At 53.8% G+C, this 18,849-nt stretch carries 17 protein-coding genes; 2 read left to right on the top strand and 15 right to left on the bottom strand.

Annotation, left to right across the window (positions count from 1 at the left end; translation table 11 throughout):
• Positions 1 to 2: 2 nt before the first annotated feature.
• The 15 genes from rnhB to rpsB all read right to left on the bottom strand — a co-directional run bounded on the left by rnhB (position 3) and on the right by rpsB (position 14,971).
• Positions 3 to 599, bottom strand: a complete 597-nt coding sequence (gene rnhB, locus USG84_RS10475) for a ribonuclease HII (RefSeq protein WP_061099164.1) — start codon at positions 597 to 599, stop codon at positions 3 to 5.
• On the bottom strand, positions 596 to 1,744 hold the full coding sequence (gene lpxB / locus USG84_RS10470) for a lipid-A-disaccharide synthase (RefSeq protein ID WP_253540784.1): 1,149 nt from the start codon (positions 1,742 to 1,744) through the stop codon (positions 596 to 598). Before lpxB ends, rnhB begins: the two co-directional genes overlap by 4 nt.
• Entirely contained in the window at positions 1,744 to 2,532 is a 789-nt protein-coding gene (lpxA, locus tag USG84_RS10465; RefSeq protein ID WP_023310462.1) for an acyl-ACP--UDP-N-acetylglucosamine O-acyltransferase, read from the bottom strand. Before lpxA ends, lpxB begins: the two co-directional genes overlap by 1 nt.
• A gap of 3 nt (positions 2,533 to 2,535) precedes the next feature.
• The gene (fabZ, locus tag USG84_RS10460; RefSeq protein WP_010426706.1) at positions 2,536 to 2,991 is read right to left on the bottom strand and encodes a 3-hydroxyacyl-ACP dehydratase FabZ; all 456 of its coding nucleotides are present in this window, start codon (positions 2,989 to 2,991) and stop codon (positions 2,536 to 2,538) included.
• 102 nt (positions 2,992 to 3,093) lie between these two features.
• Entirely contained in the window at positions 3,094 to 4,119 is a 1,026-nt protein-coding gene (lpxD, locus tag USG84_RS10455) for a UDP-3-O-(3-hydroxymyristoyl)glucosamine N-acyltransferase (RefSeq protein ID WP_041911190.1), read from the bottom strand.
• Positions 4,120 to 4,122: 3 nt separating this feature from the next.
• Positions 4,123 to 4,617 carry a molecular chaperone Skp gene (gene skp / locus USG84_RS10450; protein ID WP_014882635.1) on the bottom strand — a complete coding sequence of 165 codons (495 nt, stop codon included), beginning with the start codon at positions 4,615 to 4,617 and terminating at the stop codon, positions 4,123 to 4,125.
• A 122-nt stretch (positions 4,618 to 4,739) separates the two neighbouring features.
• Complete coding sequence (bamA, locus tag USG84_RS10445; protein WP_262803428.1) at positions 4,740 to 7,172, bottom strand: outer membrane protein assembly factor BamA; 2,433 nt, start codon at positions 7,170 to 7,172, stop codon at positions 4,740 to 4,742.
• A 31-nt stretch (positions 7,173 to 7,203) separates the two neighbouring features.
• Positions 7,204 to 8,556, bottom strand: a complete 1,353-nt coding sequence (gene rseP, locus USG84_RS10440; protein ID WP_253540778.1) for a sigma E protease regulator RseP — start codon at positions 8,554 to 8,556, stop codon at positions 7,204 to 7,206.
• An 11-nt stretch (positions 8,557 to 8,567) separates the two neighbouring features.
• Positions 8,568 to 9,425, bottom strand: coding sequence for a phosphatidate cytidylyltransferase (gene cdsA / locus USG84_RS10435; protein ID WP_061099168.1), 858 nt, complete (start codon positions 9,423 to 9,425; stop codon positions 8,568 to 8,570).
• 12 nt (positions 9,426 to 9,437) lie between these two features.
• On the bottom strand, positions 9,438 to 10,196 hold the full coding sequence (gene ispU / locus USG84_RS10430; protein ID WP_028015581.1) for a (2E,6E)-farnesyl-diphosphate-specific ditrans,polycis-undecaprenyl-diphosphate synthase: 759 nt from the start codon (positions 10,194 to 10,196) through the stop codon (positions 9,438 to 9,440).
• 185 nt (positions 10,197 to 10,381) lie between these two features.
• Positions 10,382 to 11,581 (bottom strand): 1-deoxy-D-xylulose-5-phosphate reductoisomerase, encoded by a 1,200-nt coding sequence (gene ispC, locus USG84_RS10425; RefSeq protein WP_061099169.1) that lies wholly within the window; start codon positions 11,579 to 11,581, stop codon positions 10,382 to 10,384.
• Positions 11,582 to 11,675: 94 nt separating this feature from the next.
• Complete coding sequence (frr, locus tag USG84_RS10420) at positions 11,676 to 12,233, bottom strand: ribosome recycling factor (RefSeq protein ID WP_151413526.1); 558 nt, start codon at positions 12,231 to 12,233, stop codon at positions 11,676 to 11,678.
• Positions 12,234 to 12,400: 167 nt separating this feature from the next.
• Positions 12,401 to 13,126: a UMP kinase gene (gene pyrH, locus USG84_RS10415; protein ID WP_008501910.1), complete on the bottom strand. Its 726-nt coding sequence runs from the start codon at positions 13,124 to 13,126 to the stop codon at positions 12,401 to 12,403.
• Between the two features lie 150 nt (positions 13,127 to 13,276).
• Positions 13,277 to 14,128, bottom strand: a complete 852-nt coding sequence (tsf, locus tag USG84_RS10410; protein ID WP_028015579.1) for a translation elongation factor Ts — start codon at positions 14,126 to 14,128, stop codon at positions 13,277 to 13,279.
• Positions 14,129 to 14,245: 117 nt separating this feature from the next.
• Positions 14,246 to 14,971, bottom strand: coding sequence for a 30S ribosomal protein S2 (gene rpsB / locus USG84_RS10405; protein WP_003856207.1), 726 nt, complete (start codon positions 14,969 to 14,971; stop codon positions 14,246 to 14,248).
• 322 nt (positions 14,972 to 15,293) lie between these two features.
• Between rpsB and map the strand changes: the two genes are divergently transcribed.
• Positions 15,294 to 16,088, top strand: coding sequence for a type I methionyl aminopeptidase (gene map / locus USG84_RS10400; protein WP_151413525.1), 795 nt, complete (start codon positions 15,294 to 15,296; stop codon positions 16,086 to 16,088).
• A 62-nt stretch (positions 16,089 to 16,150) separates the two neighbouring features.
• Complete coding sequence (gene glnD / locus USG84_RS10395) at positions 16,151 to 18,826, top strand: bifunctional uridylyltransferase/uridylyl-removing protein GlnD (RefSeq protein ID WP_049137805.1); 2,676 nt, start codon at positions 16,151 to 16,153, stop codon at positions 18,824 to 18,826.
• Positions 18,827 to 18,849 lie beyond the last annotated feature (23 nt).

Genomic DNA, 18,849 nt, shown 5'->3' with positions numbered 1-18,849 from the left:
ATTCAGGACACCAGTCCCAGCGCGCGCTTCACCGGGCCAAAGCTGCGCCGGTGATGTTCGGTTGCGCCATGTTCAGCCAGCTTTTCCAGATGGAAAGCCGTTGGATACCCCTTATGCTGGCCGAAACCATACTGAGGATAAGTGAGGTCCAGCGCGGCCATTTCGGCGTCGCGCGTCACTTTGGCAATAATAGAAGCTGCACTGATCTCTGCGACGCGGCTGTCGCCTTTAACAACGGCCATAGAAGGCATCGGCAGCGCCGGGCAACGGTTTCCGTCGATCAGCACATATTCAGGCACAACCTTCAGGCCAGCAACAGCTCGCTGCATTGCCAGCATCGTGGCGTGCAGAATATTCAGATCGTCGATTTCATTCGGCTCTGCGCGCCCAACGCTCCAGGCCAGCGCCTTCTCTTTAATTTCATCGAACAGCGCCAGGCGGCGCTTCTCACTGAGTTTTTTTGAGTCGTTCAGACCAATAATCGGGCGCGTTGGATCGAGGATCACCGCGGCGGTCACCACGGCACCGACCAACGGGCCGCGCCCGACTTCATCCACTCCGGCAACGAGGTGCGTGTGGGGATAAATAAATTCCATCATTTTGCTAACTCCAGCACTGCATCAGCCGCTTGCTCATCAGCATTACAGCGGATCAGCTGATGCAGTTCACGGAAGGTATCGTGCATCTGGTGGCTGGTCTTGCCGTTTGCCAGCAGCGGCAGCAGGGCATCCGCCAGCGCCTGCGGCTGGCACTCATCCTGCAAAAGCTCTTTAACCAGCTCGCGCCCGGCAAGCAGGTTTGGCAGGGAGACATAATCCGTTTTCACCAGACGTTTTGCCAGCCAGAAGGTAAACGGCTTCATACGATAACCGACCACCATCGGGCATTTCGCCAGCATACACTCCAGCGCTGCCGTGCCGGAAGCCAGCAGTGCGGCATCGCTCGCATACATGGCTTCTCGCCCTTTCCCGTCGAGAAGACGGACATGAAGATCCGGGGCAACGTCGGCTTTGATGCGCTCAAACTGCTCGCGGCGTTTGGCATTCACCAGCGGCACCACCACTTCAAGATCGGGGTAAGTCTTGCGAAGAATTTGCGCCGTTTTCAGGAAATCAGCGCTGAGCATTTCCACTTCCGCGCCCCGGCTGCCCGGCAGCAGCGCCAGACAGTGCACATCATGCGGGATACCAAGCACGTCACGCGCCGCGTTTTTATCCGGATCCAGCGGCATCGCATCCGCCATGGTATGGCCGATAAAACGGCACGGAACATTAAATCTGTCGTAAAACGCTTTTTCGAAAGGCAGGAAAGCCAGCACCAGATTGGTGGACCGTCCGATTTTGAAAACGCGTTTCTGTCGCCACGCCCACACGGACGGACTGACATAGTGAATGGTTTTGATGCCCTGCTTTTTCAGATTACCTTCGAGGGTAATGTTGAAATCGGGTGCATCGATACCGACAAACACATCGGGTTTGAGTTCGGTAAAGCGGCGGGTGAGATCGGCACGAATATGCAGCAGGCGTCGCAGGCGCCCCAGCACCTCAACAATGCCCATAACGGCCAGCTCTTCCATTTCATACCAGGCTTCACAGCCTTCTGCCTGCATCAGCGGGCCCGCTACGCCCACAAAGCGAGCATTGGGTACACGCGCCTTAAGCGCACGGATGAGACCTGCACCAAGAATATCGCCGGAGGTTTCTCCGGCGACCAGGGCTATCGTAAGCGGACGACTGTCGACCATTAACGAATCAGGCCCCTTGTTGAACGGTCAAAGAACTCCATGAACGCGTTCACTTCAGGATGCTTATTCGCCAGTTCGGCAATTTCCGGCTTCGCCTCTTCCAGCGTTTTACCGCTACGGTACAGCAGCTTGTAGGCGTTGCGGATGGCGGTAATCGCTTCGCGGCTAAAACCACGACGCTTGAGGCCTTCAATGTTCACGCCAAACGGCGTGGCATGGTTGCCCTGCGCAATCACATACGGTGGAACGTCCTGCGCCACACCGGAGCATCCGCCGACCATCACGTGTGCACCAATGATGCAGAACTGATGGACTGCGGTCATGCCGCCAATAATTGCGAAGTCATCAACCGATACGTGTCCTGCCAGCGTTGCGTTGTTGGCAAGAATACAGCGATCGCCCACGGTACAGTCGTGCGCAATATGCGCATTTACCATAAACAGGTTGTCGCTGCCCACCTTCGTCAACCCACCACCCTGCACTGTTCCACGATGAATGGTGACGCTTTCGCGAATACGGTTACGATCGCCAATTTCCAGACGGGTCGACTCACCAGCATATTTCAGATCCTGGTTAACTTCGCCGATGGAAGCGAACTGATAGATCTCGTTATTGCAGCCAATGGTCGTGTGACCATTCACGACAACGTGAGATTTCAGTACTGTACCCTCACCAATTTCGACATGGGGTCCAACAATACAGAACGGGCCAATGTGGACGTTAGCACCAATGATGGCACCGGTTTCCACAATAGCGGTAGGGTGAATAAAGGCGGATTTATCAATCACGTATCAGGACTCCCGGCTACGAGCACACATCATCGTCGCTTCGCAAACAACTTTGCCGTCAACCAGCGCTACGCCTTTGAAGCGAGTCAGGCCACGACGCGTTTTTTCAAAAGTGACTTCCATGATCATCTGATCACCAGGCACGACAGGACGCTTGAAGCGCGCTTCATCAATACCTGCGAAGTAATACAGTTCACCCGGCTCCAGCTTACCGACGCTTTTAAACGCCAGAATACCGGTAGCCTGAGCCATCGCTTCCAGAATCAACACACCCGGGAAGATAGGCTTACCCGGGAAGTGTCCCTGGAAGAACGGCTCGTTCACGGAAACATTTTTCACTGCGCGCAGAAAACGACCTTCTTCAAAATCCAGCACGCGGTCTACCAGCAAAAACGGGTAGCGGTGCGGCAGAAGTTCTAAAATCTCTTCAATATGCAGAGTATGAGTGTCAGTAGTCAAAATACTCTTCCTGTCAAAATGTACTGATAACAATAATAACACGGCCTGCCGGTTTATTAGAAAGCCGACAGGCCGGGAAAGATAGCGTTAAACGGGTGACGTTTAGTCTTGTTGATCGATCTTACGCTCAAGAGACTTGAGTCGCTTGCTCATATCATCAATGTTCATCACCAGCGCTGCTGTTTTACGCCATACCTTGTTGGGTTGCAGCGGAATACCGGAGGAATAGACGCCAGGTTCAGTGATAGGACGCATTACCATGCCCATACCCGTCACCGTCACCTTGTCGCATATTTCCATATGGCCATTAATCACGCTCGCGCCGCCAATCATGCAGTAACGACCAATTTTCAGGCTGCCCGCCATGATGACTCCCCCCGCAACCGCGGTATTGTCGCCAATCACAACGTTATGCGCAATCTGGCACTGGTTATCGATGATAACACCATTGCCAATGATCGTGTCGTCGAGTGCACCACGATCGATCGTGGTACAGGCCCCGATCTCCACGCGATCGCCAATAATAACGCGACCAAGCTGTGGGATCTTAACCCAGTTACCGCGATCGTTCGCGTAACCAAAGCCATCAGAACCAATCACGGTACTGGACTGGACGAGGCAATTTTCGCCGATTTCAACTTCATGATAAACGGACACGTTGGCCCATAAACGGGTTCCAGCGCCGATTTTCGTATTTTTCCCAACGAAGCATCCAGGGCCAATGACGACGTTATCGCCCAGCTCAACGCCAGATTCAATAACCGCATTCGCGCCAACGGCCACGTTGTTACCCAGCTTAGCCGTCGGATCAATCGCTGCACTGGCAGCAATGTTCTGCGCCGGCTGCGGCGTGGTATCAAGAATTTGAGCCATGCGTGCATACGTCAGGTAGGGATTTTTCACTACCAGCGCGCTTCCAGTGGCAAAGGGAAGATCGTCCTGCGTCAGAACAACAGCTGACGCCTGGCATTGAGCCAGTTGTTCACGGTACTTAGGGCTTACCATGAAGGTAATCGTGCCAGCTTTAGCAGATTGCATGGACGCAACAGCGGTGATGACGATATCGCCATCACCGTGTAATTCTGCATCCAACTGCTGAGCTAAATCAGCCAGTCGAATTGAAGGCATTACTTATTTAACCTGTTTCAGAACATCAGCGGTGATGTCTTTAACATCGCTGCTGTTGAAAGCAACGGCGTTCGCATCAACAACCAGATCGATGCTCTGATCGGCAGCAACTGCTTTAACAGCAGTCTGAATGCGAGTCACCAGCTTGCCGCGCTCTTCGTTAGAACGACGCTGACGATCCTGCTCGAAAGCCTGAGCTTTCTGGGAGAAGGTCTGGCGCTGAGCCATAACGTCTTTTTCCAGTTTGCTGCGATCGCTTGCTTTCATGGTAGAACCATCACGCTGCAGACGCTGCATTTTGGACTGAAGATCGCCTTCCATACGCTGCAGTTCGCTCGCACGGCCTTTGAATTCGTTTTCCAGAGTCGCAGAAACACCGGTTTTCTGAGCGACTTGCTGGAACAAATTACCCATGTTGACGATTGCGATTTTGTCTGCTGCCTGAGCAGAAGTTGCCATCGCTAAACCGAGACCTGCAGCTAATAACCACTTTTTCACAATTAACTCCTTACCATCCCATTGGCACCAGAAGGTACCGTTCTTTGCGTGGCAAGGCGACCGTTTTACCGATCGCCGGTTGTCAGCGCTACACTGCCAACGCATTCCATTGCAGCGGATTATTACCAGGTTTTACCAATGTTAAACTGGAATTGCTCCGCTTTGTCTCCATCGTATTTCTTAAACGGCTGGGCGTAGGAGAAGACTAACGGCCCCAGCGGTGACATCCATTGTAATGCGATACCGGCAGACATGCGAATATTGCCCGGATCGCTGTAGTCCGGGACGCCAGCCAGACGCATCTGCTCAGTATTCTCCCAGTTGGTATCCCACACCGTACCCGCGTCTAAGAAGAAGGACGTACGTACGGAGTTTGCGTATTTATCACTGATAAATGGCGTTGGGGTGATGAACTCGAGGCTGGCCACGGCCATGGCGTTACCGCCCACCGCATCATCAGATCCACAGACGTTTTTGTTACCCGAGCCATCAGTAGCTGGCTTATCACAATTATCTTTATCATTACCGCCGTAATAAACCGCTTTCGGACCAATGTTATTGGACTGGAAGCCACGCACGGTGCTTGAACCACCCGCGTAGAAGTTCTCATAGAACGGCAACTCTTTACTGCCGATACCGTCACCATAGCCCCAACGGGTACGACCCAGAACCACCCACTTGTGATCGTCATCAATCGGGAAGTAGGACGCGGTATCCAGCGTCACCTTATAGAACTCGTTGTCGGAACCAGGAATGGTCACCTTACCGTTCAGGTTGACGCGAGAGCCTTCCGTTGGGAAGTAACCGCGGTCAAGACGGTTATAAGTCCAGCCGTAGTTGAAGGTGAAGTCATCTGCAGCAAAACCGTTGTCATCGCTGGACGTGCTTGCAGACTGGCCGATAGAGTCCAGATAACGCCACATCGCCACCTGCGGCTGCATGTTGGACAGGTCGTTATGCACGTAACCTAAGCCCGCTCGCAGGGTGTTGTATTCGTTAACCGGGAAGCCAAGCGTTCCGTCCACACCGTAACTTTTGTTGGTGTAGGAAGACAGATCTGCATCATCCGCTTTAAAGTCGTTATAGAAGATACGACCGCCCAGGCTCACACCGTCAACGGTGAAGTATGGGTTGGTAACGGAGAACTCAGAGTAGGTCTGGTAGTCGTTTTTGGTACCGTTAATACCAACAGAGTAACCCGTACCCAGCCAGTTATCCTGCTGGACGCCTACCTGGAAACTCACGCCGCTTTCCGTGCCGTAGCCCACGCCGAAGTTAAAGCTACCGGTGTTACGCTCTTTTACTTTATAAACGACATCAACCTGATCCGGGCTGCCCGGTACACGCTGAGTTTCAGTGTCTACGGTTTCAAAATAGCCCAGACGGTTCAGACGCTCTTTACCCTGGTCGACCAGGTCGCTGCCCAGCCAAGCACCTTCCATCTGGCGCATTTCACGGCGCAGAACGGAGTCTTTGGAGGTGTCGTTACCGACGAAGCGGATCTTACGCACGTAGAAACGGTTACCCGCATCAACGTTAACGTGCAGCTTAACGGTTTTATCCGCGTCGTTGATTTCCGGCTGAGTCTGTACGCGCGGATAGGCATAACCATAGCGGCCGAGCAGCTTCTTAATGCTGTCTTCCATTTTGGTGACTTTGGACCCGCTATACAGATCGCCCGGCTGAATTTTGGTCAGCGATTCGATCTCAGCAGAATGCCCCGCCAGGTTACCACTCACTTCAACACCGGAAAGCTTGTACTGATCGCCTTCAGTGATGTTAACCGTAATGTAGATACCTTTCTTGTCCGGAGTCAGACTGACCTGAGTCGAGTCGATGTTGAAGCGGGCATAACCGCGATCCAGATAGTAGCTGCGCAGGGTTTCAAGGTCGCCCGCCAGTTTCTGCTTCTGGTATTTACGATCGCCAACTACGTTCCACCACGGCACTTCATCGCGCAGCTGGAAGGTCGAGATCAGTTCGTCGGTGCTGAACGCGTGGTTACCCACGATGTTGATCTGCTGGATCTTCGCAGAAACACCTTCCTGGAAGACCAGCTTCAGGTCAACACGGTTACGCGGGAGCGGAGTGACAACCGCTTTCACGCTGGCGCTGTATTTACCGACGCTGTAGTAGAAGTCTTCCAGACCTTTTTCAATGTCTGAAAGGGTTGTGCGGTCCAGAGATTCACCCACACGAACGCCCGATGCTTCAAGGTTTTGCTTGAGCATGTCATCTTTCACCGACTTGTTGCCGGAGAAAGTGATACTGGCGATCGTTGGACGTTCTTTTACCTGTACCAGCAGCGTATCACCATCGCGCAGGACGCGGACGTCCTCAAAGTTGCCGGTGGCAAACAGAGCACGGATGGTGTTACTGATATCTTCATCATTAACCGTATCGCCGGGGCGCACAGGCATACTGAGGAGGGCCGCACCAACGGCGACACGCTGAAGGCCTTCGAAATGAATATCTTTCACTACGAACCCGTCAGCACCGTATACGGTGGCGCTGCTAAACAGCAGCGACGCTATGAGCAACTTTTTCATCGCCATCGTTATTATGCGTTCTTCCTAACTAACTCTCTTACAACCGAGAGAAATCATTGAAAAGTGCAAGCCCCATTAACAGCACCAGCAAAATCGAGCCAATGCGATAACTAAAGTCTTGAACTCGCTCGGATACCGGCCCGCCTTTTAGCTTTTCAATCGCTAAAAACAGCAGATGACCCCCGTCTAAAACGGGAAGCGGGAACAGGTTGATAATCCCAAGGTTCACGCTAATAAGCGCGAGGAACATGAGATAGTAAATCACCCCGAACTCCGCTGACATCCCAGCCCCCTGAGCAATCGAGATTGGCCCACTGAGGTTGTTCAGTTTCACATCACCGGTTATCAATTTCCCCAACATGTTGACCGTCAGCTTCATCAGTTGCCATGTTTTATCCGTGGCTTCAAGAATGGCGCTGAACGGCCCATACTGGCGTATTGTCTTGTACTCATCTGGCAGCGGGATCACTTTTGGCACAACGCCTGCAAACCCTTCTGCCTTTTTGCCGACCGACTTCGTATCCGGGATCAGCGTCAGCGAAAGCGGACTGCCTTGCCTTTCAACTTCCAGCGCGAGGGACGTCCCCGGATTATCGCGCACCAGAGTAACAAAGGTCATCCACTCTGTTAATGGTTGACCATCGACTTTAACGATCCTGTCGCCAGCTTGCAAACCCGCTTTGCTCGCCGCCGAATTAGCCTGTACTTCGGCTAATACCGGCTCAATCTGCGCGCCGCGGGGACGAATGCCCAGCGCAGCGACGGGATCCTCTTTGTCTGGCTCGACACGCCAGTGGCGTAAATCCAGTACTTTGTCCTGACGCGCGTCTGACCCAAACGGCGATACGCTGATAGTTGTCTGCGGATCGCCAATTTTGGCTACCAGCTGCAGTCGCACGGCATCCCAATCAGGGGTTTCGATACCATCAATCGCTTTAAGTTCCATCCCGGATGTAATTTGCGCACACGCCGCGATGGAGTCAGGGGCAATCTCCCCCACTACCGGACGCACGCCAGGGACGCCGATGATAAACACCAGCCAGTAAGCGAAAATCGCAAAAATGAAGTTGGCTACCGGTCCGGCAGCAATGATGGCGGCGCGTTGTCCAACGGTTTTGTTGTTAAACGCACTGTGTCGCAGTTCGGGAGCGACTGGCTCAACGCGTTCGTCGAGCATTTTGACGTAGCCGCCAAGCGGGATAAGGGCAATGACAAATTCCGTGCCGTGACGGTCGGTGCGCGTCCAGAGTGATTTGCCAAAACCGATGGAGAATCGCTCTACCCGCACACCACAACGGCGAGCAACCCAGAAATGGCCAAATTCATGCACGGTAATCAGTACACCCAGTGCAACAATGAACGCCGCCAGATTCCAGAGAATGCTCAGCATAAAACCTTCCGTTAAATCGTCCCGAATACCAGTAAAAGCAGGCAAGCAAATACTGGAACAGCCGCTGTCAGGCTGTCAATGCGATCCAGTATACCGCCATGCCCTGGAATAAGATGTCCGCTGTCCTTAATCCCTGCTTCACGCTTAAACATACTTTCGGTTAAATCACCGAGCACTGAGGCAAGTGCAGCAAAAATCGAGCACACCAGCAGTATTGACGGTGCCACGGCCAGATCTGCCCAGACGCCATAGCCCCAGGAGATGATCGCTGCCGTAAACAAGCCGCCGATGAAGCCTTGCCAGGTTTTCCCCGGAGAAACTTTTGGTGCCAGCTTATGTTTGCCAAACAGTTTACCAAACATATAGGCCCCGGAGTCAGCCCCCCAGACGAGAATCATCACATAAAGCAGCCAGATCGCACCGCTGTAGTGGTTTTCGTCATAGTGCCAGGCGCGCAGCGCGACCATGCCCCAGAAAAACGGAACAATGGTGAGCAAACCAAAAATCAGTCGCAGCACTTTTGAATGCCGCCATATTGCGGCTGAACCTGGATAAAAAAGCACCAGCAACAGCGCGGCAACCCACCAGGCCAACGACACCCACAGGGAGCCGGCAACCAGCGGTTGATGAATATCATGGTGATATTCAGGCAACGTAAACAGCATTATGGCCAGGATAAAGCCACAGAGTACCGCAAGCCATACCCGCTGGCTGCGCGAGGTAAAGCCGCTAAACTGCCCCCATTCCCAGGCGGCGAGCATGCACACTACCAGCGTGACAATGGCGAATCCCACCGGGGGCAGTAAAAACAGCGCCGCAATGACAATGGGTATTAAAACAAAAGCGGAAATCAGGCGATACTTCAGCAAAAGCTACCCCCATCAGGCTTTGTCGCCACCTGGCTCGGTGCCGCCGAAACGACGCTCTCGATTGGCAAAGGCATGCAGCGCACCTTCAAAGTCTTGTTCATCAAAATCGGGCCAGAGAACATCCGTAAAGTAAAGTTCAGCATAGGCAATTTGCCATATCAGAAAGTTACTTATGCGATGTTCCCCCCCTGTCCTAATTACCAAATCCACAGGTGCCAGTTCATTCATGCAGATTTGCTTGCTCAGCGCCTCTTCATCAATCTGGTCGGGTCTCAACAGCCCTTCCTGAACCTGTTCGGCCAGATGCCGAACGCCCTGGATAATATCCCAGCGTCCACCGTAATTCGCCGCAACGTTGAGCGTCAGACCGGTATTATTTTCCGTCAGCGCTTCTGCTTTACGAATCCGCTCCTGCAAACGTGAGTTAAAACGACTGGTATCGCCAATAATGCGCAGGCGAACGTTGTGGCGGTGCAGGCTTTTTACTTCGCTGTCTAGCGCCCACACGAACAATTCCATCAACGCAGTCACTTCCTGCGGAGGTCGATTCCAGTTTTCACTGCTAAAAGCATAGAGCGTTAACGCATCAATGCCGTTATTGGCGGCAAAAGAGACGGCGCGGCGAACAGATTTCGCTCCCGCTTTATGCCCAAAGGCTCGTATTTTCCCTTGTCTTTTCGCCCAGCGCCCGTTGCCATCCATAATGATTGCTACATGACGGCAGCCATGAGCTGGCAAGTTTTCGCTTATTGGTTGATTCGCAGACAACATAACGCGTTTTTTGTCCCTGAAAGGATTTAACGGTACTCAGGAATACTTAAGCCTGTACATAAAAAAGCCGTGTCAAACCACGGCTTACCTGACCACATAAAGTCAAATTCCTGCGATCAGGTGGCGCAGACTATATCACTGAAGCCCAACGCTAACAAATAGCACGACCACTAGTGCTTGCTTTATCACCAGCTTGCGAGACGTGTCACCTGTTTACGCGCAATATCACGAGCAGCTGTATCCACCGCCAGCACCTCTTCCACGCTTTGTGGCTCGCGCAAATCCATCATTTCCAGTACCGATAAATTTAAGGTCGCGATATCGGTAAAACGGATCTGCTGATTCAGAAATGCGTCAACGGTAATTTCATTGGCTGCATTCAGTGCCGTCGTCGCCGCCTGCCCCTGGTCAAAGGCGTTCATTGCAAGCTTCAGACAAGGATAACGATCGTAGTCTGGTTCACTGAACGTCAGAGAACTGAGCTTACAGAAATCAAGCGGCTTCACGCCGGATTTCACCCGGTTCGGCCATGCCATTGAATGGGCAATAGGCGTACGCATATCCGGCTCGCCGAGCTGTGCCAGCACGCTGCCATCCTGATAGCGCACCATCGAGTGAATCACCGACTGCGGGTGGATCAGTACTTCCATCTGTTTCGCCGACGCATTAAACAGCCAGCGCGCTTCAATGTATTCCAGACCTTTGTTCATCATGGTGGCAGAATCCACGGAGATTTTACGCCCCATTGACCAGTTCGGATGACGGCACGCCTGATCCGGCGTCATTGCGCGCAGTTCAGACAGTGGCGTTTCACGGAACGGGCCACCAGACCCGGTAAGCAGAATCGACACAACGCCATTCTGCTCCAGGTCAGCGTACCCCAGGTTCTGTTGAAAAGGTTGCGGTAAACTCTGAAAAATGGCGTTGTGCTCGCTGTCGACCGGTAAAAGACGTGCCCCGCGCTGTTTTACCGCGTCCATAAACAGACGTCCGCAGGTCACCAGCGACTCTTTATTGGCGAGCAAAACATCTTTACCGGCATCGATCGCAGCAAGTGTCGGCAGCAGCCCGGCCGCGCCGACGATGGCCGCCATAACCTGGTCAACCTCATCCAGCGCCGCCATCTCGCAGGCCGCCTGCTGGCCACTCAGCACCTCGGTTCGGCTGCCCTTCTCACGCAGCTGGGCTTTCAGCAGGCGCGCGCTCTCTTCGTCATCCATCACCGCATAGCGGGGCATAAACTCCAGACACTGCTCGACCATACGCTGCACATTCTTACCGGCCACCAGCGCTGTCACGGTGTAAAGTTCAGGATTATGGCGGACGACGTCGAGAGTACTGCAACCAATGGAGCCGGTTGAGCCGAGGAGTGTTAAATGCTTCATGAGATGCCCGAAAAAGTTAGACCAGATAAAAGCAAAACGCCGCCAGCAAGACCCGAAGTCCCTCTGAACGGCGTTTATCAGTGTACGACAGAAATCAGAACTGCATCAGTTCCGCTTCTTTTTCTGCCAGCGCCGCATCAATTTTCTTGATGGCAGCGTCGGTCATTTTCTGAATGTCGTCCTGAGAACGACGATCGTCATCTTCGCTGATCTCTTTTTCTTTCAGCAGTGCTTTCACTTTATCGTTCGCGTCGCGGCGCACGTTACGTACGGAAACACGACCCTGCTCAGCTTCACCGCGAACCACTTTAATCAGGTCTTTACGACGCTCTTCCGTCAGCGGAGGCAGCGGAACGCGGATGTCAGCGCCCGCAGAGCTTGGGTTCAGACCCAGGTCAGAGGTCATGATCGCTTTCTCAACGGCCGGGCTCATAGAGCGATCGAAGACGTTGATTTTCAGCGTACGGGTATCTTCAACCGTCACGCTCGCCAGCTGACGCAAAGGGGTTGGCGTACCGTAGTATTCTACGATGATGCCATCCAGCAGGCTTGGGGAAGCACGGCCAGTACGGATTTTGCTGATTTGGTTTTTGAACGCTTCTACGCATTTGTCCATGCGTACTTCAGCATCTTTTCTGATGTCGTTAATCACGTTACGAATCCTTGAAAACTTGTCTCAGGCAGACTATCCGCCAGCACAGTGCTACAGGTGTGCTAAGTATAGTCGCGTTTAATTCATGACAACGCCAAAGGCGCGTCCAGGTAAGATACCACTACAAAGTAAAGCGGAATCTTACCTGTATTTATCGTCGACGGAAATTATTCCGTGATCAAAGTGCCTTCTTTTTCGCCCATGACCACGCGACGCAGTGCTCCAGGCTTGTTCATGTTGAAGACACGGATCGGCAGTTTGTGGTCGCGAGCCAGCGTAAAGGCGGCAAGATCCATCACTTTCAGCTCTTTATCCAGCACTTCGCTGTAGCTCAGCTGATCGTACATGGTCGCAGACGGATCTTTTGCCGGGTCGGCAGTAAACACGCCGTCTACTTTGGTCGCTTTCAGCACCACATCGGCTTCAATTTCGATACCGCGCAGGCAGGCAGCGGAATCGGTGGTAAAGAACGGGTTACCCGTACCGGCGGAGAGGATCACCACGCGGTTGTTGCGCAGCAGGCTGATAGCCTCTGCCCAGCTGTAATTATCGCATACGCCATTCAGGGGAATCGCGGACATCAGGCGGGCGTTCACATAAGCGCGATGCAGAGCGTCACGCATTGCCAGGCCATTCATCACGGTTGCCAGCATACCCATGTGGTCGCCCACAACGCGGTTCATCCCCGCTTTCGCCAGACCAGCACCACGGAAAAGGTTGCCACCGCCAATGACCACGCCAACCTGGATACCCAGTTCGACCAGTTCTTTGATTTCCTGTGCCATGCGATCAAGGATGCTTGCGTCAATACCGAAGCCTTCCGATCCCTGCAGCGCTTCGCCACTCAGCTTAAGCAGAATGCGTTTGTACACGGGTTTTGCATTGGTAGCCATGTTTCTTTCCTGAGACTGTCAACGATTAAGATGGGAGTTAATTCTGGCGACATAATATGCCGCAAATCAGCACGGCGATACTGGAGCCTGTCTGATTTCCTGTGACGGGTGACAAAAAGAAGCCGCCCTCAGGCGGCTCCTTTTCAATCATTAAGACTGCTTGGACATTGCAGCAACTTCTGCTGCGAAGTCAGTCTCAACTTTCTCGATGCCTTCGCCCACTTCGAAGCGGATGAAGCCAGTTACGTCAGCGTTGTGCTCTTTCAGCAGCTGAGCAACAGACTTGCTTGGATCCATAACGAAAGGCTGGCCAGTCAGAGAAACTTCGCCGGTGAATTTCTTCATGCGGCCTTCAACCATTTTCTCTGCGATTTCTTTTGGCTTACCAGACTGCATCGCGATGTCCAGCTGAACCTGGTACTCTTTCTCTACCACTTCAGCAGACACGTCTTCTGGCTTAACGAATTCTGGCTTGCTTGCAGCGATGTGCATTGCCAGCTGTTTAACCAGCTCTTCATCAGCGCCTTTAGCCGCAACCAGAACACCGATACGTGCGCCGTGCTGGTAAGAACCCAGTACTTCACCTTCCAGAGAAGATACACGACGGATGTTGATGTTCTCACCGATTTTAGCAACCAGCGCAACACGTTCTTCTTCGAACTGTGCTTTCAGAACTTCAACGTCAGTGATTTTGCCAGCAACAGCTGCGTCCAGAACTTTGTTCGCAAATGCCTGGAAACCGCCATCTTTAGCAACGAAGTCAGTCTGGCAGTTAACTTCCAGAATGATGCCGTAGGTGCCGTCGATTTTAGTGATGATCACGCCGTCAGCAGCAACGTTGCCTGCTTTCTTAGCTGCTTTGATCGCACCGGATTTACGCATGTTTTCGATTGCCAGCTCGATGTCGCCGTTCGCTTCAGTCAGCGCTTTTTTGCAATCCATCATGCCTGCGCCAGTACGCTCGCGCAGCTCTTTTACCAGGGATGCGGTAATTTCAGCCATTCTTAAATCCTCGGGAGATGTGAACTGCCCGGCCGGAGGCCAAACAGTGTAAATTGAAAAAAGGGGCCGATAATGGGCCCCTATTCATACACGGTACTAATAAGGGGTAAAACCTTATTATTCAGCTTCTACGAAGCTTTCTTCCGCCTGAGAAGCCAGATCCTGGGAACGGCCTTCACGAACGGTAGCAGCTACAGCGCTCAGGTACAGGCTAACAGCACGGATTGCGTCGTCGTTACCCGGGATAACGAAGTCAACACCGTCCGGATCGGAGTTGGTATCAACGATAGCGAATACCGGGATACCCAGGTTGTTAGCTTCTTTGATAGCGATGTGCTCGTGGTCTGCATCGATTACGAACAGCGCGTCTGGCAGGCCGCCCATATCTTTGATACCGCCCAGGCTGTTTTCCAGCTTGTCCAGTTCACGAGTGCGCATCAGCGCTTCTTTCTTAGTCAGCTTGTCGAAAGTACCGTCCTGAGACTGGGTTTCCAGATCTTTCAGGCGCTTGATGGACTGACGAACAGTTTTCCAGTTGGTCAGCATGCCGCCCAACCAGCGATGGTTCACGAAGAACTGGTCGCAGCTGTTAGCAGCATCTTTCACAGCTTCGCTTGCAGCGCGCTTAGTACCAACGAACAGAATCTTACCTTTACGGGAAGAGATCTTGTTCAGCTCAGCCAGGGCTTCGTTGAACATTGGTACAGTTTTCTCAAGGTTGATGATGTGAACTTTGTTACGCGCGCCGAAGATGAAAGGCTTCATTTTCGGGTTCCAGTAACGGGTCTGGTGACCAAAGTGAACACCAGCCTTGAGCATGTCGCGCATGGAAACAGTTGCCATGTTTTAAAACCTCTATATTGAAAGTTGGGGTTATGCCTCCACGTATCCCATATTACCGACCCCGAAGGGCACCCCGGAATATGTGCCGATACGTGTGTGTTGTTACACAAAGTGAGATTTGTCGCTTCCGTCCAGCCTGTGTATCTGAGATGGATCGGAAGTCCGGCGCGCTTTATACCACAAAACACGACCAGAAACCAACAGTTGTTGGCGGAGTGTGCTGTTAATGATTCTCAATTTGGCACGGGACGTGCCTGACTGATACCATTGACGACACTTAGACTAGTATTGTCGAAAAAATCGACACCGATGGACAGATTACATGGCTATCTCTATTAAGACACCTGAAGAAATTGAAAAGATGCGCGTCGCCGGTCGTCTGGCCGCGGAAGTGCTGGAAATGATCGAGCCGTTCGTGAAGCCGGGCGTCAGCACCGGCGAACTGGATCGCATCTGTAATGACTATATCGTTAACGAGCAGCACGCGGTTTCCGCCTGTCTCGGCTACCACGGCTTCCCGAAATCCGTCTGCATCTCTATTAATGAAGTGGTTTGCCACGGTATTCCGGACGACGAAAAACTGCTGAAAGATGGGGACATCGTCAACATCGACGTGACCGTCATTAAAGACGAGTACCACGGTGACACCTCTAAGATGTTCATCGTTGGCAAACCAACGATTCTGGGCGAGCGTCTGTGCAAAGTGACGCAAGAGAGCCTGTACCTGGCGCTGAAAATGGTTAAGCCGGGCATTCGCCTGCGCACCCTCGGTGCCGCAATTCAGAAATTCGTGGAAGCGGAAGGTTTCTCCGTGGTGCGCGAGTACTGCGGTCACGGCATTGGCCGCGTCTTCCATGAAGAGCCGCAGGTGCTGCACTATGATGCCGATGACGGCGGCGTGCTGCTGCAAAAAGGGATGACCTTCACCATCGAGCCGATGGTCAACGCCGGTGACTACCGCATTCGCACCATGAAAGACGGCTGGACGGTGAAAACCAAAGACAGAAGCTTGTCTGCCCAGTACGAGCATACTATTGTGGTAACGGACAACGGCTGCGAAATTATGACGTTGCGCAAGGATGACACCATCCCGGCGATACTGACGAACATTGAGTGATAAGAAGCCGGCAAATGCCGGCTTTTTTAATGGCGATAGCTTTTTCTTATGGGTGGCGCACGATGAGTAATCTATTACCCGAACAGTATGCTAACACAGCACTTCCCACCCTCCCCGACCAACCCGATAACCCGGGCGTCTGGCCGCCGCACGAGCTGACCTGCGCGCACATAAAAGCCCATATGGATGTTTTCCACCGCTGGCTGGGCAGCGCGTTCGACGCGGGCGTATCTGCCGAGCAGCTCATTGAAGCGCGCACCGAATTTATCGACCAGCTCCTGCAGCGTCTGTGGATCGACTACGGTTTCGGGCAGGTTAGCGACGTCGCGCTGGTTGCCGTCGGGGGCTATGGCCGCGGTGAGCTGCATCCGCTTTCCGATATCGATCTCCTGATCTTAAGCCGCAAAAAGCTGCCGGACGAACAGGCGCAGAAAATAGGCGAGCTGCTGACCCTGCTCTGGGACGTCAAGCTTGAAGTGGGCCACAGCGTGCGCACCCTGGAAGAGTGCCTGCTGGAGGGGTTATCTGACCTGACCGTCGCCACCAACCTGATTGAAACCCGCCTGCTGATTGGCGACGTCGCGCTGTTTCTGGAGCTGCAAAAACATATTTTCAGCGACGGCTTCTGGCCATCTGAGAAATTCTTCGCCGCCAAGGTCGAGGAGCAAAACCAGCGCCACCAGCGCTACCACGGCACCAGCTATAATCTTGAACCCGATATTAAAAGCAGCCCCGGTGGCCTACGCGACATCCACACGTTACAGTGGGTCGCCCGTCGCCACTTTGGCGCCACCTCGATGGACGAGATGGTCGGCTTCGGCTTCCTGACCGAGGCCGAGCGTAACGAGCTGAACGAATGCCTGCACCTGCTGTGGCGCATCCGTTTTGCTCTGCATCTGGAAGTTACCCGCTACGATAACCGCCTGCTGTTTGACCGTCAGCTCAGCGTAGCGCAGCGGCTGAACTATCAGGGCGAAGGCAACGAGCCGGTTGAGCAGATGATGAAGGATTTCTTCCGCGTCACCCGCCGGGTCACCGAGCTGAACCAGATGCTGTTGCAGCTGTTTGATGAAGCGATCCTTGCTCTGACGGCGGACGAAAAGCCGCGCCCGATTGATGACGAATTCCAGCTGCGCGGCACGCTGATCGATTTGCGCGACGAAACGCTGTTTATCCGCGAGCCGGAAGCGATCCTGCGGATGTTCTACACCATGGTGCGCAACAGCACGATCACCGGGATCTACTCCACTACCCTGCGCCATCTGCGCCACGCGCGCCGCCATCTGACGCAGCCTTTGTGTTACATCCCGGAAGCACGCTCGCTGTTTCTGAGCATGCTTCGCCACCCGGGCGCCGTCAGCCGCGGGCTGCTGCCGATGCACCGCCACAGCGTGCTGTGGGCCTATATGCCGCAGTGGTCGCACATCGTCGGGCAGATGCAGTTCGATCTGTTCCACGCCTACACGGTGGATGAACACACCATCCGCGTGATGCTCAAGCTGGAAAGCTTTGCGAAAGAAGAGACGCGCTCCCGCCATCCCCTGTGCGTGGAGCTGTGGCCGCGCCTGACCCACCCGGAACTGATCCTGATTGCCGCCCTGTTCCACGACATCGCCAAGGGCCGCGGCGGCGATCACTCGGTGCTGGGCGCGCAGGACGTGCTGAAATTTGCCGAACTGCACGGTCTCAACTCACGTGAAACGCAGCTGGTCGCCTGGCTGGTGCGCCATCACCTGCTGATGTCGGTCACCGCCCAGCGTCGCGATATTCAGGACCCTGAGGTGATTAAGCAGTTCGCCGAAGAGGTGCAAACGGAAAACCGTCTGCGCTATCTGGTCTGCCTGACGGTGGCCGATATTTGCGCCACCAACGAGACCCTGTGGAACAGCTGGAAGCAGAGCCTGCTGCGCGAGCTGTACTTCGCCACCGAAAAACAGCTGCGTCGCGGGATGCAAAACACCCCGGACATGCGCGAGCGCGTGCGTCATCACCAGTTGCAGGCGCTGGCGCTGCTGCGGATGGATAACATTAATGAAGAGGCGCTGCATCAGATTTGGGCCCGCTGTCGTGCCAACTACTTTGTACGCCACAGCCCAAACCAGCTTGCCTGGCACGCGCGGCACCTGCTGAAGCACGATCTGTCTCAACCGATGATCCTGCTGAGCCCGCAGGCCACGCGCGGCGGAACGGAGATATTCATCTGGAGCCCGGACCGGCCTTATCTGTTTGCTGCCGTCTGCGCCGAGCTGGACAGGCGTAACCTGAGCGTTCACGACGCGCAGATTTTTACCACCCGCGACGGCATGGCGATGGATACTTTTATCGTGCTGGAGCCGGACGGCAGCCCACTGTCGTCGGACAGGCATGAAGGGATACGTTTCGGTCTGGAGCAGGCGATTACCCAGCGCAGCTGGCAGCCGCCGCAGCCGCGTCGCCAGCCGGCTAAATTACGCCACTTTACCGTCGATACCGAGGTTAATTTCCTGCCGACCCACACCGACCGTAAATCGTTCCTGGAGCTGATCGCGCTCGACCAGCCAGGGCTGCTTGCCCGCGTCGGCCAGGTTTTTGCCGATCTGGGAATTTCGCTTCATGGCGCCCGAATTACAACCATTGGCGAGCGAGTAGAAGATTTATTTATAATCGCCACCGCAGACCGGCGTGCCCTTAATAATGACCTGCAGCTTGAAGTGCAACAACGGTTGACAGCAGCCCTCAATCCAAACGATAAAGGGTGACGTGTTTTTTAGTGAAATGGAAA

Origin of the sequence: Enterobacter sp. 168J2, from assembly GCF_034107265.1 — a bacterium.
Lineage (GTDB): Bacteria > Pseudomonadota > Gammaproteobacteria > Enterobacterales > Enterobacteriaceae > Enterobacter > Enterobacter nematophilus.
This window is presented reverse-complemented; position numbering and strand designations above follow the sequence as displayed.